Source organism: Spirosoma aerolatum (genome assembly GCF_002056795.1).
Taxonomy (GTDB): domain Bacteria; phylum Bacteroidota; class Bacteroidia; order Cytophagales; family Spirosomataceae; genus Spirosoma; species Spirosoma aerolatum.
The window spans coordinates 6,709,282-6,728,985 of record NZ_CP020104.1 but is presented as its reverse complement, the minus strand read 5'-3'; the positions used below and the strand labels follow the sequence as shown (position 1 = coordinate 6,728,985).

Below are 19,704 nucleotides of genomic sequence, written 5' to 3'. Positions count from 1 at the left end.
GTTTTTAGTGCGGAACCTATGGAAGGGCCACCTGATGGGTCATGGCAGACAATACAATTACTCGTCGCACGTTCATACAATCCACTAGCCTGATGGCTGCCGGTTTTTTAACCGATTTTTCCTCGCTTCATCGGCCTTTTGGGCTGGCCGACGATAAACCGGCTATCACAAAGCCTACGCCTGAATGGATCAAAGCGCTATATGAGCGGGGAGAGCCAACGACGTATCGGAAAACGAAAGCTGAACTTCAATACCTGGGTATGCCGGTGGGCGGTATCGGCTGCGGCTGCGTGTACCTGGGGGGCGATGGCCGGCTTTGGCTGTGGGATATTTTCAATAAGAACCAGACCGGCGTTATTTACAAAGACATTCCCTGGCACGAAAAAATCCAGAACAACAAGGCCATTCTGCGTCCGTTCGATGGCTCCAACTATGTTGAACCTGTTAAAAATGTTCGTCCGGTAGAGCAGGGGTTTGCGTTTAAGATCGACTACAATGGCAGGAGTGTTACAAAACGACTACTGGCCGACGATTGGGATGAGATCGAATTTGAAGCGACCTACCCGATGGCAACCATTCGGTATCTGGATGCGACGTTGCCGGTTCAGGTTTCAGCACAGGTGTACTCGCCCTTTATTCCGCTGGATGCCGATAATTCGGGCTTACCCGCTACCATCTATTCGTTCACGATTGCCAATAAAAGTCAGGCCGATGTAACGGTGTCGGTAGTGGGGTGGCTGGAAAACAAAGCAGCCATCTACACCGCCAGCGACGATCAGTATACCAAATCGAATAAGGCTGTTCCGAATGGTGTTTTCAGTACGGTTCTTAATAAAAACTGGGCCGACGATGCCTATTATTTCAAACCGGATTATGGCAACTTCTGCCTGCTTTCACTCAATCCGGCTACGGTGGTCAATACATTGGCGACTCTGGCAAATGATGCGTTGTTCAACACCGAAAACAGTCAGCCTGCCACTAAACGGTTTGATGAACTATTGCTGGGGTCCGTGCGGAATACAACTCAAATTCCGGCTGGTAAAACGGCAGAGCTGCATTATGTGCTGAGCTGGTATTTCCCTAATCTGTCGTTTCATTCAATTAAGAATGAGACGAAGCGGTATTACGCCAACCAGTTCAAATCGGCGGCTGAGGTAGCAAACTATATCCAGCAGAATTTTGCCAAACTATCGGGCGAGACCAAAACCTGGTGTCAGACCTGGTATACACAAAGTACATTACCACACTGGTTTTTAGAACGCACGTTGCTGAACATATCGACGCTGGCAACCACCACCAGTCATCGGTTTTCATCGGGTCGATTTTATGCGTGGGAAGGTGTAGGCTCCTGCGCGGGTACTTGCACGCACGTTTGGCAATATGCCCAAGCGATGGGGCGACTGTTTCCGGCTCTGGAACGGGATACACGCGAGCGCGTCGATCTGGGAGTTGGCTTTCACGACGATGGGCATATCGGTTTTCGGGCAGAATACGACCAGCAACCAGCCATCGATGGGCAGGCCGGGCGAGTTCTGGGAATGTATCGGGAACATCAAATGAGTACCGACGATGGATTCCTGCGTCGGAACTGGCCGAAAACCAGGCTGGCTATTGAATACATTCTGAAACAGGACCGGACCGGGAACGGGATGGTCGATTCGCAGCTCGAAAATACGCTGGATGCCAAGTGGCCGGGCGAAATTGCCTGGCTGGTTGGGCTTTGTCTGGCAGCGGTAAAAGCGGGCGAACGCATGGCGGAAGAGATGAACGACCGCGATTTTGCGGCTGTCTGCAAAGCCTTTTTCGAGAAGGGGAAGGTCAATATGGAATCGCAACTATTTAATGGTGAGTACTTCATTCATAAACCTGACCCGAAGTTGGGGAAAACGGTACTGGGTTCATACGACACTTGCCATATCGATCAGGTGTATGGCCAGTCGTGGGCGTTTCAGGTTGGTTTGGGGCGGATTATTGATCAGCAGAAAACTGTATCGGCATTGCGATCGCTCTGGAAATACAACTTCACAACCGATGTAGGCCCTTACCTGAAAGACCATCACGGCGGTCGACCTTATGCCTTGCCGGGCGAAGGCGGTATGCTCATGAATACCAACCCCGCTCAGGTGCCCTTACCGTATGGGGTAGAAGATGCCTGGCAGGTAACCTATTTCCATGAGTGCATGAGCGGATTTGAGCATCAGGTGGCCGGGCATATGCTAGCCGAAGGTATGATCGACGAAGGGCTGGCCCTCATCCGAACCATTCATGACCGTTACCATGCTGCTAAGCGGAATCCGTTCAACGAAGTGGAGTGCAGCGATCATTACGCACGGGCGATGGCGAGTTATGGAGCTTTTATTTCAGCCTGCGGCTATGCGTATCACGGTCCCAAAGGTGAACTGGCTTTTGCGCCGAAATGGGGTGCCGACATGTTTATGGCCCCGTTTACGGGGGCCGAAGGATGGGGGACATATACTCAGCAAAAGCAGGGTAAACGTTATGAATATCGTCTTGACGTAGCGTACGGCTCGTTGGCATTGGAGCAGTTAACCGTTGAAAAAAGCGATGCGAAACCCGTTAAAAAAGTAACCGTAACTCTGGGCGGACAGCCGATTGCAGTTCGGTTAAGCCAAACGGGTAAAACACTTGCTCTAAAATTGTCATCACGACAAAAAATTCAGATCAACCAGCCGTTGCTTGTACAGATACAGGGGTAAGTTTCGAACTCCGCACCTGCGCAATACAATCGCGGACGAGCGTAGGGGTTGTGACATTGCAGTGGTATCGGCTCTAAGTAGCCGACACCACAAAGCTCTATTGGCCTCATTTCTTCACCTTCGTAGTTTCTGTCTTTTTCAGATACGGTTGGAGTTTGGCCACAAACTGCCGATAACCTTCGGCGTTGGGGTGTAACCCGTCGCCGAACAAGGTCTCGTCGATGGTGCCGTCGGGTTTTAGAAAGACGGTGCCCGGCTGGATAAACCGGACATTTAGTTTATTGGCAACCTGATTCAGTTGCTGATTGAGCGTGGCAATGCGCGATTCCAGTTGCCGACGGGGTAAAATGCCAACCAGTAAAATCTCCGCTTTAGGCTGTCGGGTCTGCATGGCGCGGATCAGGAAGCTCAGGCCCTCACGAATCTCAGTATCGGAGTTGAGTTGCAGATTGTTGGTGCCAATCATGACGACGATCTGATTCGGGGTATATCCGTCGAGTTCGCCGTGATAAACCCGCCATAATACGTTTTCGATACGGTCCCAGCCATACCCCAGGTTCTGAACGCCTAACGGAACCATGACGTTGTTCCAGCTATCCGCACCAGCCGACGCCACATCAGCCGGTTCGCCACCCCAGAAATGGGTGATCGAGTTACCGAAGTAAACAATGCGGGGTGGATCACTTTTCAGGCGGTTCATAATAGCCCGGTGGCGGGTTTCCCAATCGTATTTATTCGCGTCGCGGTATTGTGTGCGTGGCTTCGTCGTTGACGATTGACCAATTGGCTCATTCAAAATCGGTCGGATAATCCGTTCGTAGGCATCAGCGTATTGCTGCATACCCAGATCGGTCGGATGCGTACCATCCACCATCGCGTCGATGTCCAGATTAATGGCTGATTTTGAGAGCAGATAAAGCTGTTCTGTGCCTTCGTTCGTGAGTTGGGTATAAACTTGCTGCATCAATTCATTGACCTCGGTGTAGAGTTGTTTTCGGGTTGGATTGATGCTGCCTTCCGTATAACCCGCGTGTTCGACCAGCAAGATAGGCGTTGAAGGGCGTTGCTGTCGTAGCGTTTTTACCGATTGAATTATGCGGGCTTTGATGGTATCTGGTTTTATTCCAACTGTAGCAATGAGGTTAGGCAGACAGTCCAGCACGTATAGTTTCGCGTCAATTTCCGGTAGAAAGTCAACCACTTCTTTTTCCAGCCGACCATTGCCCGAAAACCCTAGATTGATAACAGGACGGTCCAGCTTTCGACCTAGAATCGATGTCCACGCCATGCCGGGCCGGGAAGCACAGGCCCCCTGAGCAATGGACGTTCCGTAGATGACAATCGGTTTATCAGGCCGAACAGCCAGGGGCGTAAGCGTAACGCCTTTAGGTACACCCACCTCTAACCATTTGACGGAGTTGTAAAGCGGCAAGTACAGCCGATATTCCCGACCTTTCTTATGGTATGGGTCGTTGGGCTCAAGATTGGTGAATCGGTACTGGATGGTATCGCCAAAGGTATATTTTCCGGCACACCACAGATAGTCGCCATCGCTGTTTACGGCATATAGATCGACCCCACTAACGCCCGTAGCTGGCATATGGGGGAGTGCTGTTTGCTTACGACCGACGGTGTAGCGTATCACCACCTGATCGGTGCTGGCCCGAAACCGGATCATCAAACCGGCACCATCGTGCGAGAGACTCCAGACTTCCTTACGCACGCGTTGTTCGGCCAGGGTGGGTAGTCGGTCATACGCATTTTGCCGTGCCGTACCCGACCAGCCCTGGCCTTCAATCACGGGTATGTCGCTCTGAGTCGGATTCCACCAGGTGTATTCCGATAGTGACTGAGCCAGTAGGGCAGGTGAGTTAAAACAGAAAATAAGTAGGTAAGCCAACAGCGTTTTTTTCATGATTGAAGGCGAGTGGTCTGTGTCCGGGAAACCAAAAGTGCGGATTAGGCTTTATTCTATCGTAGTAAAGGTGATTATAGTCATGTACTAATGTGCTTTTGCTACAGTTAGGGTCCGAATTACGCATGTATTTTTGCAGTATGAATAGTCTCCAGATGAGCCAGACGCTGTTTTATCTGATCGAACAGCAGCCAAATTCCGAAAAAGCCGTTACCTATTTGCGGCAGCAGGTCGATGCCTTCCATGCCAATCCACAGGTTGCCACGTTTTACCGCGTCTTTACGGCCATGCCACGCTTTGTTGGTAAGCAACCCATTGAGGTGCCAGACGACATCGCCTTTTCGCTGGAACGAATTCGGCCGGGATTTACCGTTGCTGGCTGGACACTTGATCGACTGGCACGGGTATGGTGGCTGCTTCAGCTACCCGCCGACGACCAGACCACCTATTTGAAGACGATCACGGAGCTTTTCAAAGCGGGTGAACTCAATGAATTAGTAGCGCTTTATTCGGCATTGCCTGTGCTGGCCTACCCCGAAGGCTGGCAGTTTCAGGCTACGGAAGGGGTTCGGAATAACATCGGCGATGTGCAGTCAGCGATTATGCTGCAAAATCCATATCCTGCCGAGTATCTGGATGAACTGGCCTGGAATCAGCTCGTGATGAAGGCGTTCTTTACCGACAAAGATATTACCCAAATCATGGGTTTACAAAAACGTAAAAACACCCGACTGACCCATATTCTGACGGATTATGCCGCTGAACGTCGGGCTGCCGGGCGTAGTCTGCCTGCTAATATTGAGTTATTGTTAGACTAACTTAATACCACCGATAAATGATCCCTGCCGAAAGCATGAGCGAGGGAGCAGAGTTTTTCAGCAGATCGTAGTTGAAAAACACGTTCTGGTATTGGGCCTGGATTTCGGCACCAAGCCCCTGTTCGCGTTTGCCGTAAAATTTAAGGCCAATAGCCGGGGCGATGGCCCCTTTAAACCCGCTTTTCTGGTCGGCCAGCGGCCCGAAATAGTTGGTGTAATCAATGAATGCACCACCTCCTGCCATCTGAATATACGGACGAATGGCCGCTGCGTTATCGGCAAAATAATACGATAGCGAAACCATGGCCGGAATCACCGAGAGGGTTCGGGTCTGAACGGCTGAGATCGACTGCGAGTCGTATTCATACACTTGCCGGGGCATCCGCTGGTGCGTGTACTGATAGCCCGTTTTTAAGCCAATCGAAAAGCGTTTCGGAAAGAGCCATTCACCATCCAGCGCGAGGTTGGTTGGCGAAATGCGGTCGATATAGCCCTGCTGACCACCCATCGGGAAAGCCACTCCATAGCGGGCCGAAATATTGAAGGTTACATACCGATCGTAGATCGATGAACCCATGTACTCATTTTGGTACTGTGCCCAGGCCGCCGTACTGAGGCCAAGCAGGGCAATTACTGCGAGGATACGTTTCATGACGTTGGTTAGCGACTAGCCTGTAAATACGTGGATTGATTGAAAATAGCTGTGGTGGCGGCATCGACGGACTGCGTATCTGTAACGTCGGTGCCCCGGATGGTAGCGTCGTAAATGACATTCACCTGCTTTTGACCACTGGCGTTAGTCGTGCTGTTTTTCAGATCGACAATCTGAATTTCCCAGTATTGGTCAGAAACCTGATAAGTGTAATAGGTCGGATAGTAAGGATAATATCCACCCAGGCCTCCGTAGCCATAGCCCCAGTAACTCGAATAATAGCCGTATGGATCGACTCCAACACCTGTATACTGCTTGTTGACCCGGATAATGGCAACTCCCAGATCGGCACTGTCCCCTTTACTTACTCGCTGAAAACCCCGCGCTGTGAGCGTGTTGGCGATATTGTTTACAAACTGGGTAGAAACGCTGTTCTGAGCTGGTTGGTAGCCGTTATTGGTTTCGACAAGTACCGAATCGGGTAGGCTAAACGTTTTGTATTGACCGAAGTTGACCGACTTATCGTAATTGGTAATGTAAACCGGGCTATCGGCGGCACTTAAGTCATCAATAGCCTTATCGCGGCAGGCACTCAGACTTCCGCCTACGGCTAGCAGTAGGAGCGCCCAAAGGCCTCCTTTCCTTAGTTGACGTTGATGGTACTTCTTCATAACTGCATTTGTTGTATACCTATAAAACGCGCAGTGAAAGCGGAAGTTTGTAAAACGTGAATTAAAATATGGGTAAAAATCATGTAGAAAGGCCCCTCATTTTTTGAGAACTTTGCGTGAGATAAAATGAATAATGGACAATGGATAATGTGTAATGCCGGATGAATGCCTGTCGATCGTACTGATTCGTCAATATTCATGGGTCATTATGCATCATTCATTTTTAATTAATATGAATATGGATTTTATGGATTCCATTAAGGGCATGTCGTTTTTTGATATGCATGTCCACATGACTTCCCGAACAACGGACGATTATCAGGCTATGGCCGATGCGGGTGTTGTAGCCGTCATTGAGCCTGCCTTCTGGTTGGGCCAGCCGCGTACCGGCGTCGACTCGTTTCGGGATTATTTTGCCAGTCTGGTCGGCTGGGAGCGGTTCCGGGCTTCGCAGTTTGGGATTCGCCACTACTGTACCATTGGCCTGAACTCTAAAGAAGCTAATCAGGAAGCCCTGGCCGAACAGGTTATGGAAATTCTGCCACTTTTCATCTATAAGGAGGGCGTCGTGGGCGTTGGTGAAATTGGCTTCGATGACCAGACGGCTGCTGAGGAGAAATACTACCGGGCACAACTCGAACTAGCCAGAGAAGCGAATCTACCTGTGCAGATTCACACCCCGCACCGCGATAAAAAGCAAGGCACCAGCCGCAGTATGGACATTGCCATCGAGCACGGTATCGACCCCAGCATGGTTATCGTCGATCACAATAATGAGGAAACGGTGCGTGAGGTATTGGACCGTGGATTCTGGGCTGGCTTTACCATTTATCCATTTACCAAAATGGGGAACGAACGGATGGTAGAAGTTGTAAAACAGTACGGGCCGGAGCGTATCATGATCAACTCGGCTGCCGACTGGGGCATCAGCGATCCACTGGCGGTTCCCAAAACGGCAGCTTTGATGAAGCAGCGAGGCATCTCGGACGAAGCAATCCGGCTCGTAACCTTTGCGAATGCGGTAACCGCCTTTGCACAAAGTGGCCAACTGAGTCTGGAAGAGCTTTCGCAGCCGCTGGGTATTGACCAAAGCCAACGTTACAATGGTAGTTCCGTGTTGCGCGGTGGGCAAGCCCCAAAAGTCGATAAAGAATCAACGATAATTAACTAATGGCGAAAGAGCGAAAGAGTGAAAGAGCGAAAACTATCGAACAAATTTTCGCCCTTTCGCTCTTTCACTCTTTCGCTCTTTTACTATGATAAAGGCGCTTCTTTCGCTTACTCGCCCGGCGAATCTGGTAACGTCGGTGGCCGATGTACTGGCGGGTATGTCTATTGCAGGGTATTTCCTGATCCCGAATTTCGATCTGGCTGCGATAGCCTGGCTTTGTCTGGCTACTGTCGGCTTGTATGGTGGTGGGGTAGTGTTCAACGATGTATTCGATGCTGAACTGGACGCCATTGAACGACCCGAACGCCCAATCCCGAGCGGTGTCGTCAGCAAACAGGCGGCTAGTATTCTGGGGGGCAGCTTGCTGACGGTTGGTATCCTGGCATCGTTCTGGGTCAATCAGACGGCTGGTTTATTGTCGATAGCCATTTCGGCGGCTGCCCTCATCTACGACCGCTTTGGCAAGCACCACAATTGGCTGGGCCCCGTCAATATGGGGTTATGCCGGGGGCTTAATTTACTGCTGGGGGTGAGTATTCTGCCCGATCAGGTGATGCCGTGGGTCTGGGTGGGGTTGGTGCCGATTGTGTACATAGCCGCTATCACGATGATCAGCCGGGGCGAAGTACATGGCGGTAGCCCGATTACGCTGCGTGTAGCGGGTCTGCTGTATGCACTGGTGATTGGCTGTGTAGCGGCACTGGCGCAATGGCGACAACAGTTGGGAACCGCTTTCCCATTTCTGGTACTGTTCGGTTATTCTATTTTTCCTCCACTCTGGCGTGCCGTAAAAGAGCCGATTGGCCGCAATATTGGTCTGGCTGTAAAGGCAGGCGTGTTGTCGCTGATTATTATGAATGCAGCCTGGGTAGCTGCTTTTGCCTCGTTTCCGCTGGCGTTAATCGTATTCTTATTACTACCTCTTTCCCGGTTTTTAGCGAAAGCTTTTGCCGTAACGTAACGCGGGTGAAAACCCGCGATTGATAAGATTTAAATTTCTATCAATCGCGGGTTTTCACCCGCGCTACAGATTACTTATGCATTGGCAGGAGAGCAGAACTCTTCGAGAGCCATTTCGAGATGTTGGGCAATCATTTGTGCCGAACGTCCTTCAATATGGTGCCGCTCAATAAAGTGAACCAGTTCGCCGTCTTTAAAAATGGCAATCGCAGGGGACGATGGCGGATAAGGCAGCAGATACTCGCGCATCCGGGCTGTGGCATCGACGTCGCCACCCGCAAAAACCGTATACAGGTGATCCGGCTTAACCGCACTGACGGCTAAAGCGGCTTTAACCCCCGGACGAGCGGCACCGGCTGCACAGCCACATACGGAGTTTACCATCACTAAAGCCGTACCTTGCTGATCGGTCATAGCGGCATCAACTTCGGCTGGAGTGGTTAATTCTTCAAACCCAACGCTGGTCAGGTCTTCCCGCATAGGGACAAGCAAATGAGGAGGATACATATTTTTAGTAGTTAATCATTAATGGATTGTCATTGGCTTTGTCTCAATTACTAGTCAGTCAAGCAGGTAATGACTGCTAAGGCAACTAACCAATGACCTGGTATGTTACATAAAGCCAAGTTCTAGTTTCGCTACTTCCGACATCAGTTCGGTTGAGTAGGGAGGGTCGAACGTCAGTTCAACACTTACATCATTGACGCCTTCGATAGCTCGTACTTTCTCTTCAATTTCGGCCGGGATCGAACCCGCCGATGGGCAGGAGGGTGACGTTAACGTCATCAGGATATACACGTTGTTGACCGGAAATATCTTGATGTCGTAAATGAGCCCCAGTTCGTATACATCGACCGGAATTTCGGGGTCATAAACTCCCTTCAGGGCCAGGATAACTTGTTCTTTTAATGCTTCGTCTGTCATTGCTTTAATCTGAAAAATTAAGCGGTTTGCCCTGAATATGCTCGACCATACGCTTTCATTCGTTCAATCATCGAGGCCAGCCCGCCAGCCCGTAATGAGGTGATCAGGTTACCCATGCCAACTCGTGGAATAAAGTACAGGTCGGCATTGGCAATGTCTTCCGGTTTCTCGCCCGACAATACCCGAATCAGCAATCCCACCAGCCCTTTCGAAATCTGGGCGGTAGGTTCACTGTCCCCATAAAAATAAAGCCGGTCGTCTTTTAGTTCGGCATCCACCCATACTTTCGACTGACAACCCATGATTCGGTTCTCGTCGGTTTTTTTCGATTCAGGCATGGGTGGCAATTTTTTGCCTAAATCGATGATGTATTGTGTCTTGTCGAGTTGATCTTCGAACAACTCGAACTCGTCAATGATTTCGTCCTGTTTTTCGTTAATGGTCATAATTAGAATCTGCCAAGTGGTTGCCCCATAGGGCGAACCCCTAAAATGCGGAGTATATCATCCTGATATTGATAGACAAGCCGATATTTTCTAACAAATACCTCTCTAATAAAACTAATATTAAAATCAGGTACTCGGCGCCCCATTTCTGGAAATTGCAATAATAATCCTAGTTTTTTATCTAACTCGTCCGACCAATCGTCAGCCAGGGAAGGGGAGATCTCAAAGTAATCACTATAGGCTTTTCGAACATCCTCTTTAGCCTCGTCATTCCAAATCAATGTCATGGCCTGTTTTGTCGTTCAGCCTTTTTTTCAGCCTTAAACGCCTTAAATTCCTCCATGAATTGTTCATGGGAGGTACCCGGGGTGGTTTTAGCTTCTAAAAGTCGCTCATTAATCAAACGGATAAATAAAATACGTTCAATTAACTCATCAGCCGATACTTTATCAGGCAAGTTGCCAAAACTCTCGATTACCTGGTTCTTATCAAGCAAAAGCTCTTCTTCCATGTTTTTGGCGATTTTAGGTAATCACAACATCATTTTCTGCACTCGGCGTAGGCCTTGAATGAGTCGGTCTACTTCGTCTCTGGTGTTATAAACCGCAAATGAGGCCCGCGTAGTTCCGGCAATGCCGAAGCGTTGCATCAGGGGCATTGTGCAGTGGTGGCCCGTTCGGACGGCAATGCCCTGTTGATCTAGGATCACACCAATGTCCTGATGGTGAATGCCTTCCATAACAAATGAAATGACCCCGATTTTTTGCTTCGCCTGACCAATAATGCGCAAGCCGTCCAGCTCCATTAACTGTTCAGTGGCATAGTGAAGAAGGTCGGTTTCGTGGGCGGCAATGGCTTCCTTGCCTAAACCAGCCATATACTCAAGCGCGGTTTTTACCGCGACTACATCGGCAATATTAGGAGTACCTGCTTCAAACTTATAGGGCAGATCGGCATAGGTTGTTTTGGCGAACGTCACCTCCTTAATCATCTCACCGCCACCCCGATACGGTGGCATGGCGTCCAGAATGGCTTTTTTACCATACAAAACGCCCATACCCGTTGGGCCGTAGAGTTTATGCGCCGACAGAACATAAAAATCGGCATCGAGCGCCTGTACATCAAGTTCGAGGTGGGAGCTGGCCTGCGCTCCATCGATCAGGACCACGGCTCCGACCGCATGGGCTTTGTCGATGATGGTTTTGACGGGGTTGATGGTTCCCAGTGCGTTGGATACGTGTACGCAGGATACAAACTTCGTTTTCTCCGACAGCAGCTTTTCGTATTCATCCAGCAACAGTTCGCCGTTATCGTCGACTGGAATCACCTTCAGGACGCAACCCTTTTCTTCACAAAGCATTTGCCAGGGAACAATGTTGGAGTGGTGTTCCATGGTTGAGATAATGATCTCATCGCCTTCCTTGAGGAAATGTCGGCCATAGCTCTGGGCAACCAGGTTGATGCCATCGGTAGTACCGTAGGTAAAGATGATCTCCTGCCAGTGTTTGGCATTCAGAAATTCCTGAATGGCCCGGCGCGACGCTTCAAAAGCAGCCGTAGCCTGTTCGGCCAGATGGTGAATGCCCCGGTGAATATTCGCATTATAGCCTTCATAATACCGTGTCAACGCATGGATGACGGGTAGCGGTTTCTGATTCGTAGCGGCATTGTCGAAGTAAACCAGTGGCCGACCGTTGACCTGCTGATCCAGTATCGGAAAGTCCTGACGAATTTTCTGAATGTCGAGTGGGGTATCTAGGGCTGATTGCATGGGCACGCAAAAGAATGTCTATTGAGAAGGAAACGTAAAACGGCTCGAATTAGGTTCGGAGCATCGCAGAAAGAACCGTCGTTTACACAGACATCAGGTCAATAGATCAGGGCACATGTAAATTAGAATACATCATCTATTTTTATCGGTAAACGAAATGGTATAGATTGATACCTTTTGTGTCAAATCGCTTCAATCCTATGCCATCTGTACTATTTCCGATACGTACCTATCTGATTTTATTACTAGTACTGCTTGCCGGGCTGGTGATCACGTTTATTCACCGCGCCGAATATTACGATGAAGCCTGGTTTGCCGAGCAGTCGTATTGGCTTATCCATACCGGGCAGGTGAAATCGGAGTTGTTTCGTGACTATAATGGCTGGAATAAAGGGGTCTTCGTCTTCCATAAACTGTTCATCTATGCTGGTGCGCTGATTATGTCGGCAACGGGCGTTTCCGTAGCCACCACTAAACTGGTCAGTATTCTCTTTGGCCTGCTTGGCGGGTATTTAGTCTGGATATCAGGCCGTTCGTTGTCTCGGGAGCAGCAATGGCTTTCAGTTTTTCTCTTTTTTGGCTGTGGCACATTAATTCGGTTTATATCGGTGAACCGACCCGAAACCATGTGTATGACCATCGGGTTTGCTTCGTATCTGGCTATTGACCCGCCGAAGGGATGGCGTTCGAAACCAATTTTGGCGGGGCTATTTGCCGGACTGTCGGCTCTGACACATCTGAACGGAATCATATACCTGATAGCGGGGGCGGTATGGCTTTGGCTAAAAGTAGGCTGGCGGGCTATGCTGGCGTTCGGTGTGGCGGGGGGGCTGACGCTTAGTCTGTATGGGCTCGATGCGTTGTTGGCTGGGCAGATTGGAACCTTGATCGACCAATTTCGCAACGATCCGGCAACGCAGGAAAATTTTGGCCTGATGGCAAAGCTGACGGTGATGGCCGATTTCCATCAGATTTTTTTTCATAGTCAGAACGAAGCTGCTCTGACTGTACTTGTACTACTCTGCGCCATTTTGTTTCGAAAGCAGATTGGCCGAACGAACGCTCTGTTGCTCTACACAGGGCTCTTGATCGGCTCGTTCTGGTTGCTCACCAAAAGCAGTACAGACATTTACTTTCTGTTGTTTCTGCCCTGGCTATCGATTCTGGTGGCAAACTGGCTGATAACCTGTCTGTCCCATCAACCAGCCTGGCAATGGCGATTGATGCAGGTTTTGCTGATCGGGTATTTTGTAGTAAGCGCCATCCAATTTCGGGAGGTAATTGTCGAGAATAGAACCGTACCTGATACCGAACAGCATAACGCCCTGCTGGCAAGTTACATGCCTCACAAGCACACGAAGGTGATTGCCCCACTTGAGTTTTTCTTTGGGCAGATGGAGGCTTACCAAATCTGGGGGTTGACTTATTACCTTTTTCTGGCGAAAAAGCGAAAGGACTTAGCCCTAAACGATTTTTTTCAACTGGCAGAGCAGGAGCAGGTCGAGTACATTATCAGCGATCACCGCCTGAATGCGAGTTACAATATTCCGATAAACGCTCCGGCAGCCCTTGGGCCATACCACCGTGTCTTTCAGGATGAGTGGAATACAATTTATGCCCGTCAAGAGAAATAGAACCGCACGGATTTCCATGGTTTATGCAAGCGCTGGCGTATAATTTTTGTCATATTTCTGTTCTCGATGAACCACCGAGCAAACCCGGTGGATTAGCTTATTGCGAACCGCGTTGAGAACGAGCATCTTATTTTTGCCGTCAGCTACCTTGCGCTGGTAGTAGGTCTGTAGCTCACCTTTCATCCGGATCGCTGACATGGCCCCTAAATGAAACAGAGATTTTAGACGTAAACGAGCATGTTGGCTCACCCGCGTTTTGCCACGCACACTGCTACCCGATCGGTATTCAAAGGGTGCCACACCCGCGTGACAGGCCAGTTTTTTAGGATCGTTGATAGCCTTGAATTCGTTGGTAGCCACCAACACTTCAGTCGCTATGGCATCACCCACACCGGGAACGGAGGTAATCCAGGCAAAAAGCTCCTTCAAGCGATCATCACTTTGGATGAGCGTATCGATCTGTTTTTCGGCATTTGCCAAATCGGCAGTGATGGCTTTTAACGAGGCCTGGCAGTTTTGGGCCAGTTGCTTTTGGAGTGACTTTTCCGCGAAGCCCTGCTGTTCGTCAATAGGTTGTTGAAGTTGCTGGCGAACGCGAAGAAGCCGTTGACGAAGGGCACTTAACGTGGCTAGTTTTTGCAGAATAGGCCTTGGTGGCTGCCAAAGGCACATTTTGTCTCGAAAACGGAAGGCGTACTCGGCAATGCGAATAGCATCGATAGCGTCGGTTTTACCTCGTTGTAAACCGCCTGCTTTTTTAATTTGCAGGCTGCTCTCTAGCCAAATTGGTAGTTTCAATTTGTAAAGGGAAGATAAAAGATGCGCACAATAAATGCCTGTATGTTCGAGACAGCAGACCGATTCCATTACCGTAAATCCAGGCAACGCCTTCACCAATTTGACGGTGGCCCTAATCGCTGCTGGTGAGTTAACCGATTGAGCTTGCAATACTATGGTTTTGCCATCAAAGACGGCCCAGTCAAGGGTAGCTTTCGAAACGTCAACACCGATGAAGTAGCGAATGTCCATGAGAGATAGTAATTTAGGGTGTTCAATAAGTTCTTGCTTTGGTGCTCAAACCCTTGCTAATGGGCCTAGTTGCCCTCATTTCCATTCGAGCCTTCAAGCAAGTAAAACAGGGTGGGTCCTGAATCCGCGCCTAGAGCTGGAACTCTGCGGCCCCATAGGGTAGCCCACCCTGTTCACTAGTTGACAAGCTACCAAATCTTGAAATCTTACCACAAGACAAACCTAAAGGGCGGCCCCGGCAGATTTTTATGATGATTATGATTTACACAGATCTTAATTGTGATGGCAGATACCCATATCTGCCACAGTGAGGTTTCTCAAAACCTTGTCCGTAGTTCGGTTTTGAGAAACCGACAACACTGTAATCATAACGATCATAAAAATCTGCCGGGGCCGCCCTTTAGGTTTGTCTTGTGGTAAGATTTCAAGATTTGGTAGCTTGTCAACTAGTGAACAGGGTGGGCTACCCTATGGGGCCGCAGAGTTCCAGCTCTAGGCGCGGATTCAGGACCCACCCTGTTTTACTTGCTTGAAGGCTCGAATGGAAATGAGGGCAACTAGGCCCATTAGCAAGGGTTTGAGCACCAAAGCAAGAACTTATTGAACACCCTAAATTACTATCTCTCATGGACATTCGCTACTTCATCGGTGTTGACGTTTCGAAAGCTACCCTTGACTGGGCCGTCTTTGATGGCAAAACCATAGTATTGCAAGCTCAATCGGTTAACTCACCAGCAGCGATTAGGGCCACCGTCAAATTGGTGAAGGCGTTGCCTGGATTTACGGTAATGGAATCGGTCTGCTGTCTCGAACATACAGGCATTTATTGTGCGCATCTTTTATCTTCCCTTTACAAATTGAAGCTACCTATTTGGTTGGAAAGTAGTCTTCAAATTAAGAAGGCCGGGGGCCTTCAGCGCGGTAAGAGCGACACCATTGACGCAATCCGCATTGCCGAGTACGCCTTCCGTTTTCGAGACAAAATGTGCCTTTGGCAGCCACCAAGGCCTATTCTGCAAAAACTAGCCACGTTAAGTGCCCTTCGTCAACGGCTTCTTCGCGTTCGCCAGCAACTTCAACAACCTATTGACGAACAGCAGGGCTTCGCGGAAAAGTCACTCCAAAAGCAACTGGCCCAAAACTGCCAGGCCTCGTTAAAAGCCATCACTGCCGATTTGGCAAATGCCGAAAAACAGATCGATACGCTCATCCAAAGTGATGATCGCTTGAAGGAGCTTTTTGCCTGGATTACCTCCGTTCCCGGTGTGGGTGATGCCATAGCGACTGAAGTGTTGGTGGCTACCAACGAATTCAAGGCTATCAACGATCCTAAAAAACTGGCCTGTCACGCGGGTGTGGCACCCTTTGAATACCGATCGGGTAGCAGTGTGCGTGGCAAAACGCGGGTGAGCCAACATGCTCGTTTACGTCTAAAATCTCTGTTTCATTTAGGGGCCATGTCAGCGATCCGGATGAAAGGTGAGCTACAGACCTACTACCAGCGCAAGGTAGCTGACGGCAAAAATAAGATGCTCGTTCTCAACGCGGTTCGCAATAAGCTAATCCACCGGGTTTGCTCGGTGGTTCATCGAGAACAGAAATATGACAAAAATTATACGCCAGCGCTTGCATAAACCATGGAAATCCGTGCGGTTCTATTACTATCGTCGTTTCAGCACAATCACCTGATTCCGTAGCGTTTGGGTATACCGGAAATTATCATCAGCGATCACAACGAGGGTTTGATGCTGAGCGTCGGCCCAGGCCATCGCTTCAAGGTTACAGACATTACCTGGAAACTGACGGTTGAAATCGAAAGCTAGTTCTTTCGTAAGGATATGCGTTTGCTCATTGATGGTAGCCACATACAGATTGGCTGTTACACGTTTTTGCACACTGTCGTAACAGCGCTCGAGCACCAGCAGATGTTGATCGTCAACAGCTACAATTTCAGAAATTCCGCCCACGCGTTCGTCGCCCTGAGCAAAGGCACACCGGTTGATTGGGTAAGAAAAGCGTTCGACGGATGGGTCTGGGGACGTGGGAGTGGCGTACCGAAAAAATGTGATTGTGTCCTGATTGATGCGGGTCTGGCCTTCCCAACCTGCTTCGGGAGCAACCCACAGCGCACCTGTTGAGGTTAGTGTAATGCCTTCCAGCCCCTTGTTCGAACTGGGGAGCGGTAGCTTTAGCAGAATCTGCCGTGTACTGTCGTGAACCGATTGACCGTACAGCAGCGACGTAACGAACTCATGCTCATCCGTCCAGAAATACGTGTTGCTGCGACTATCGTAGCGGATACTTTCGAACCAGTAGGGGGTAGGCTCAGAAACCGTTAATCGGGATTGATCGCCCAGGTCGCGGATGTTGCGGATATTGGTGAATACAAAATGCCGGCCCCGATCGCTAACCAAATGCCACTCGCCCGTTGCCGGATTAATGTCCAGCCCCGAAATGCCCCGCAGGCTATCGATCGTATGCGGAATGGTTGTCGAATCACCGTCGAAGGTGAACTGTACGCTTTGTGCTGAAGCCGATACAATTGTTAAGCAGCACGTAAGTACAAGAAGGATTCTCATTCAGGATGGTTTATTTGGCTTTGTCGATGGCCAATATAGTTTGAAGCAATACATTGACCCCATTGGTCATATCGACCGCTTTGGTAAATTCTTTGGGCGAGTGGCTAATGCCATTGACGCTGGGTACGAAGATCATACCGACGGGAGCAATCAATGCAATTTCCTGCGAATCATGCCCGGCACCGCTGGGTAAATATTTGTAAGTGAGGCCCAGCGATTTGGCAGAGGCTACAATCTTATCCTGAATAGTCTTTTCGGTTAATGCCGGTTTGGCTGGGTTGGGCTGATGCGTAAATGAGATTTTTGTGCCCGTTGCCATAGCAATGGCTGAGGCTTTCTTGTCAATATCCCTGAACAGCTTCCAGATTTTATCGTAGTCAAGATCGCGTAGTTCCAGCCCCAAAACTACCTTGCCCGGAATTACGTTATACGCTCCGGGCTGAGCCGCAATTTTTCCGACGGTGCCTACTTGCCTGCCTTCATAACTGGTCACCACCTCGTTAACGGCCACAATGAATCGGGAAGCCGCCAGCAGCGCATCTTTCCGCATGTTCATGGGCGTGGTACCCGCATGGTTGGCAAATCCTTCTACCGTAACTTCCCAATGCTCGATGCCTACAATACCTTCTACCACGCCGATCTGGATGGTCTCTTTTTCTAAAATGCCTCCCTGCTCGATATGTAACTCAAGGAAAGCGCTCAAATCGCCCTTTTTTCGGGCTACTTCTTGAATATGGTCGGGGTTGCCGCCAATGGCTTTAATACCGTTCGCTACGGTAAGGCCGCTCTGCGTAACAGCTTGTAAGCCCTTCGCGGTTAAATGACCTGCCATGGCCATACTGCCGATGGTGCCCCCTTCTTCATTGGCAAAAATGATCACTTCCAGCGGATGTTCCGTTACCAGTTTATGTTCGTTCAGAACGTCAATCACTTCCAGCGCGCCAATGGAACCCAGGCAGCCATCATAGTTGCCGCCATCAGGCACCATGTCGATGTGTGAGCCGAAGGCCAGGGGCTTCAAGGTGGCGTTTTTTCCTGCCCGTTTGCCAATGATATTCCCGGCTGCGTCGATGGTAGGGTTAAGTCCTGCCTGTTTCATCAGACCGATAAACCAGTTTCGCCCTTCCACATCGCCTTTGGTATACGCAACCCGGTACCCCCTGCCAAGTGAATCCCGGCCAAATTTGGCTAATTCAGCAATTCGGCTTTCAATTCGTTGTGGATTGATTTTTAGACTTATTGGGGTGGTTTGGCCCAATACAAAGGATGGTATGAGTAGAGGCAGACTGATTATTAAAGGTAGGTATATTCGTTTCATGGTTGTATAGTTTGGTTGTATTGAGGACGTGTCATTCGAGTTTTGCCATGCCTTTTATGGGCCGGTAAGGGGTTTTGAAGAAATCGCCTACGGTCTGATTAAACGTATCCTTGTAACGGATAAGCGTCGAATGACCTGAATTGGGTAAAATCCATAGATTCGCCTGTGGAATAGCCTGGGCAATGGCAAGCGTATGGGTGGGTAGGATTACATCATTATCGCCACCAATGACCAGGGTAGGGCATTGTACCTGCTTCAGATCGGTCGTTGACATGTGAGGATGGAGGACCATCAGGTTGAGCAGCTTCTTCTGAGCCTTGACGGCAGGCGTCTGGGCTACCCTGGCAAGGCTGTCGTTGGCAGAGACAATCCACTGAAAAAGGCCGGGTTCGATCGCTGTACTATCGGGCCAAAGGTTAGCGCCTGTAATCGCTAGTTTCTTTACTTTCTCTGGATGCCGTATAGCCAGTAGAAGGCCGTCGATTCCCCCGTCGCTCCAGCCAATAACATAGCACGAATCCAGGTGAAGCCCATTCAGCAACGCATTAAAGTCGTCGGCCATCATTTCGTAGGTTAGGGAATCGCTGGGATCAACGGATTTGCCCTGCGCCCGGCTATCGACGGCGATTACTTTGTAGTTTTTGGCGAAGTAAGGGATCTGATTCCTGAAGTTTTCGATCGAGCCCCCATTCCCATGGATGAGCAGCAGTGGCTTTCCGGTACCGTAGATTTCGTAATACATCCTAAAACCCCGGATGCTGGCGTAGTGGCCAGCTTTTGAATTGTTGCCATAAACCGCTTTTCCAGACGATGCCAGGGGGAGGGTCGATTGGGCAATAACGGGTGGTCGTATTGCCAGAAACGCAATGATAATCAGGAGAAACTGTTTCATGAGAGGTAGAGTAGTGAGGCACCGTTAGGGTATAATGGCAAGTTAAAAAATTTGGTGAGGAACTGCTCTATGAATGCAAAAAGCAGTTGCCTGCACACGCAGTCCATCAGGTCAGGTTAATACTAGGGCATAGGAACTTAGTGTCTCTCCAGGACTACATAATCAATTGTCCTATGGGTTATGTGCTCTTACGGACTGTCCATCCCC

Annotated in this window: 19 protein-coding genes; 6 read left to right on the top strand and 13 right to left on the bottom strand. The window is 49.6% G+C overall.

Going from position 1 to position 19,704, the window contains the following annotated elements:
- Positions 1–41 precede the first annotated feature (41 nt).
- Positions 42–2,717 carry a GH116 family glycosyl-hydrolase gene (locus B5M13_RS27930; RefSeq protein ID WP_080058792.1) on the top strand — a complete coding sequence of 892 codons (2,676 nt, stop codon included), beginning with the start codon at positions 42–44 and terminating at the stop codon, positions 2,715–2,717.
- 106 nt (positions 2,718–2,823) lie between these two features.
- On the opposite strand, the gene B5M13_RS27925 is transcribed toward B5M13_RS27930, so the two are convergent.
- Complete coding sequence (locus B5M13_RS27925; RefSeq protein ID WP_080058791.1) at positions 2,824–4,632, bottom strand: SGNH/GDSL hydrolase family protein; 1,809 nt, start codon at positions 4,630–4,632, stop codon at positions 2,824–2,826.
- Positions 4,633–4,772: 140 nt separating this feature from the next.
- On the opposite strand from B5M13_RS27925, the gene B5M13_RS27920 reads away from it, so the two are divergent.
- Positions 4,773–5,450: an EboA domain-containing protein gene (locus B5M13_RS27920; RefSeq protein WP_080058790.1), complete on the top strand. Its 678-nt coding sequence runs from the start codon at positions 4,773–4,775 to the stop codon at positions 5,448–5,450.
- 1 nt (position 5,451) lies between these two features.
- On the opposite strand, the gene B5M13_RS27915 is transcribed toward B5M13_RS27920, so the two are convergent.
- Both B5M13_RS27915 and B5M13_RS27910 read right to left on the bottom strand, forming a co-directional pair.
- A complete protein-coding gene (locus B5M13_RS27915; RefSeq protein ID WP_080058789.1) occupies positions 5,452–6,102 on the bottom strand; it encodes a porin family protein in 651 nt (216 codons plus the stop codon).
- Between the two features lie 8 nt (positions 6,103–6,110).
- A complete protein-coding gene (locus B5M13_RS27910; RefSeq protein WP_080058788.1) occupies positions 6,111–6,773 on the bottom strand; it encodes a DUF4136 domain-containing protein in 663 nt (220 codons plus the stop codon).
- A 238-nt stretch (positions 6,774–7,011) separates the two neighbouring features.
- Between B5M13_RS27910 and B5M13_RS27905 the strand changes: the two genes are divergently transcribed.
- Together B5M13_RS27905 and eboC are read left to right on the top strand one after the other, a co-directional pair.
- Positions 7,012–7,944: a TatD family hydrolase gene (locus B5M13_RS27905; RefSeq protein ID WP_080060105.1), complete on the top strand. Its 933-nt coding sequence runs from the start codon at positions 7,012–7,014 to the stop codon at positions 7,942–7,944.
- 85 nt (positions 7,945–8,029) lie between these two features.
- A complete protein-coding gene (gene eboC, locus B5M13_RS27900; RefSeq protein ID WP_080058787.1) occupies positions 8,030–8,905 on the top strand; it encodes a UbiA-like protein EboC in 876 nt (291 codons plus the stop codon).
- Positions 8,906–8,979: 74 nt separating this feature from the next.
- On the opposite strand, the gene B5M13_RS27895 is transcribed toward eboC, so the two are convergent.
- The 6 genes from B5M13_RS27895 to B5M13_RS27870 all read right to left on the bottom strand — a co-directional run bounded on the left by B5M13_RS27895 (position 8,980) and on the right by B5M13_RS27870 (position 12,045).
- Entirely contained in the window at positions 8,980–9,411 is a 432-nt protein-coding gene (locus tag B5M13_RS27895; RefSeq protein WP_080058786.1) for a BrxA/BrxB family bacilliredoxin, read from the bottom strand.
- Positions 9,412–9,516: 105 nt separating this feature from the next.
- Positions 9,517–9,828 (bottom strand): DUF59 domain-containing protein, encoded by a 312-nt coding sequence (locus B5M13_RS27890; protein WP_080058785.1) that lies wholly within the window; start codon positions 9,826–9,828, stop codon positions 9,517–9,519.
- A gap of 17 nt (positions 9,829–9,845) precedes the next feature.
- The gene (locus B5M13_RS27885) at positions 9,846–10,274 is read right to left on the bottom strand and encodes a SufE family protein (protein ID WP_080058784.1); all 429 of its coding nucleotides are present in this window, start codon (positions 10,272–10,274) and stop codon (positions 9,846–9,848) included.
- A gap of 2 nt (positions 10,275–10,276) precedes the next feature.
- Positions 10,277–10,561 (bottom strand): type II toxin-antitoxin system RelE/ParE family toxin, encoded by a 285-nt coding sequence (locus B5M13_RS27880; protein WP_080058783.1) that lies wholly within the window; start codon positions 10,559–10,561, stop codon positions 10,277–10,279.
- The gene (locus B5M13_RS27875; RefSeq protein WP_080058782.1) at positions 10,558–10,785 is read right to left on the bottom strand and encodes a hypothetical protein; all 228 of its coding nucleotides are present in this window, start codon (positions 10,783–10,785) and stop codon (positions 10,558–10,560) included. Before B5M13_RS27875 ends, B5M13_RS27880 begins: the two co-directional genes overlap by 4 nt.
- Positions 10,786–10,806: 21 nt before the next feature.
- Positions 10,807–12,045, bottom strand: coding sequence for a cysteine desulfurase (locus B5M13_RS27870; protein ID WP_080058781.1), 1,239 nt, complete (start codon positions 12,043–12,045; stop codon positions 10,807–10,809).
- 200 nt (positions 12,046–12,245) lie between these two features.
- On the opposite strand from B5M13_RS27870, the gene B5M13_RS27865 reads away from it, so the two are divergent.
- Entirely contained in the window at positions 12,246–13,679 is a 1,434-nt protein-coding gene (locus B5M13_RS27865; RefSeq protein WP_080058780.1) for an ArnT family glycosyltransferase, read from the top strand.
- A 21-nt stretch (positions 13,680–13,700) separates the two neighbouring features.
- On the opposite strand, the gene B5M13_RS27860 is transcribed toward B5M13_RS27865, so the two are convergent.
- On the bottom strand, positions 13,701–14,708 hold the full coding sequence (locus B5M13_RS27860; protein WP_080054512.1) for an IS110 family RNA-guided transposase: 1,008 nt from the start codon (positions 14,706–14,708) through the stop codon (positions 13,701–13,703).
- Positions 14,709–15,334: 626 nt separating this feature from the next.
- Here B5M13_RS27860 and B5M13_RS27855 point away from each other — a divergent pair.
- Positions 15,335–16,342, top strand: a complete 1,008-nt coding sequence (locus B5M13_RS27855; RefSeq protein WP_080058384.1) for an IS110 family RNA-guided transposase — start codon at positions 15,335–15,337, stop codon at positions 16,340–16,342.
- Positions 16,343–16,369: 27 nt separating this feature from the next.
- Here B5M13_RS27855 and B5M13_RS27850 read toward each other — a convergent pair whose 3' ends face one another.
- From B5M13_RS27850 to B5M13_RS27840, 3 genes are read right to left on the bottom strand one after another with little or no spacing between them, the layout of a single operon-like run.
- Positions 16,370–17,287 carry an esterase-like activity of phytase family protein gene (locus B5M13_RS27850; RefSeq protein ID WP_080058779.1) on the bottom strand — a complete coding sequence of 306 codons (918 nt, stop codon included), beginning with the start codon at positions 17,285–17,287 and terminating at the stop codon, positions 16,370–16,372.
- A gap of 10 nt (positions 17,288–17,297) precedes the next feature.
- Positions 17,298–18,605: a M20 family metallo-hydrolase gene (locus B5M13_RS27845; RefSeq protein WP_080058778.1), complete on the bottom strand. Its 1,308-nt coding sequence runs from the start codon at positions 18,603–18,605 to the stop codon at positions 17,298–17,300.
- A gap of 31 nt (positions 18,606–18,636) precedes the next feature.
- Positions 18,637–19,497 carry an alpha/beta fold hydrolase gene (locus B5M13_RS27840; RefSeq protein WP_080058777.1) on the bottom strand — a complete coding sequence of 287 codons (861 nt, stop codon included), beginning with the start codon at positions 19,495–19,497 and terminating at the stop codon, positions 18,637–18,639.
- Positions 19,498–19,704 lie beyond the last annotated feature (207 nt).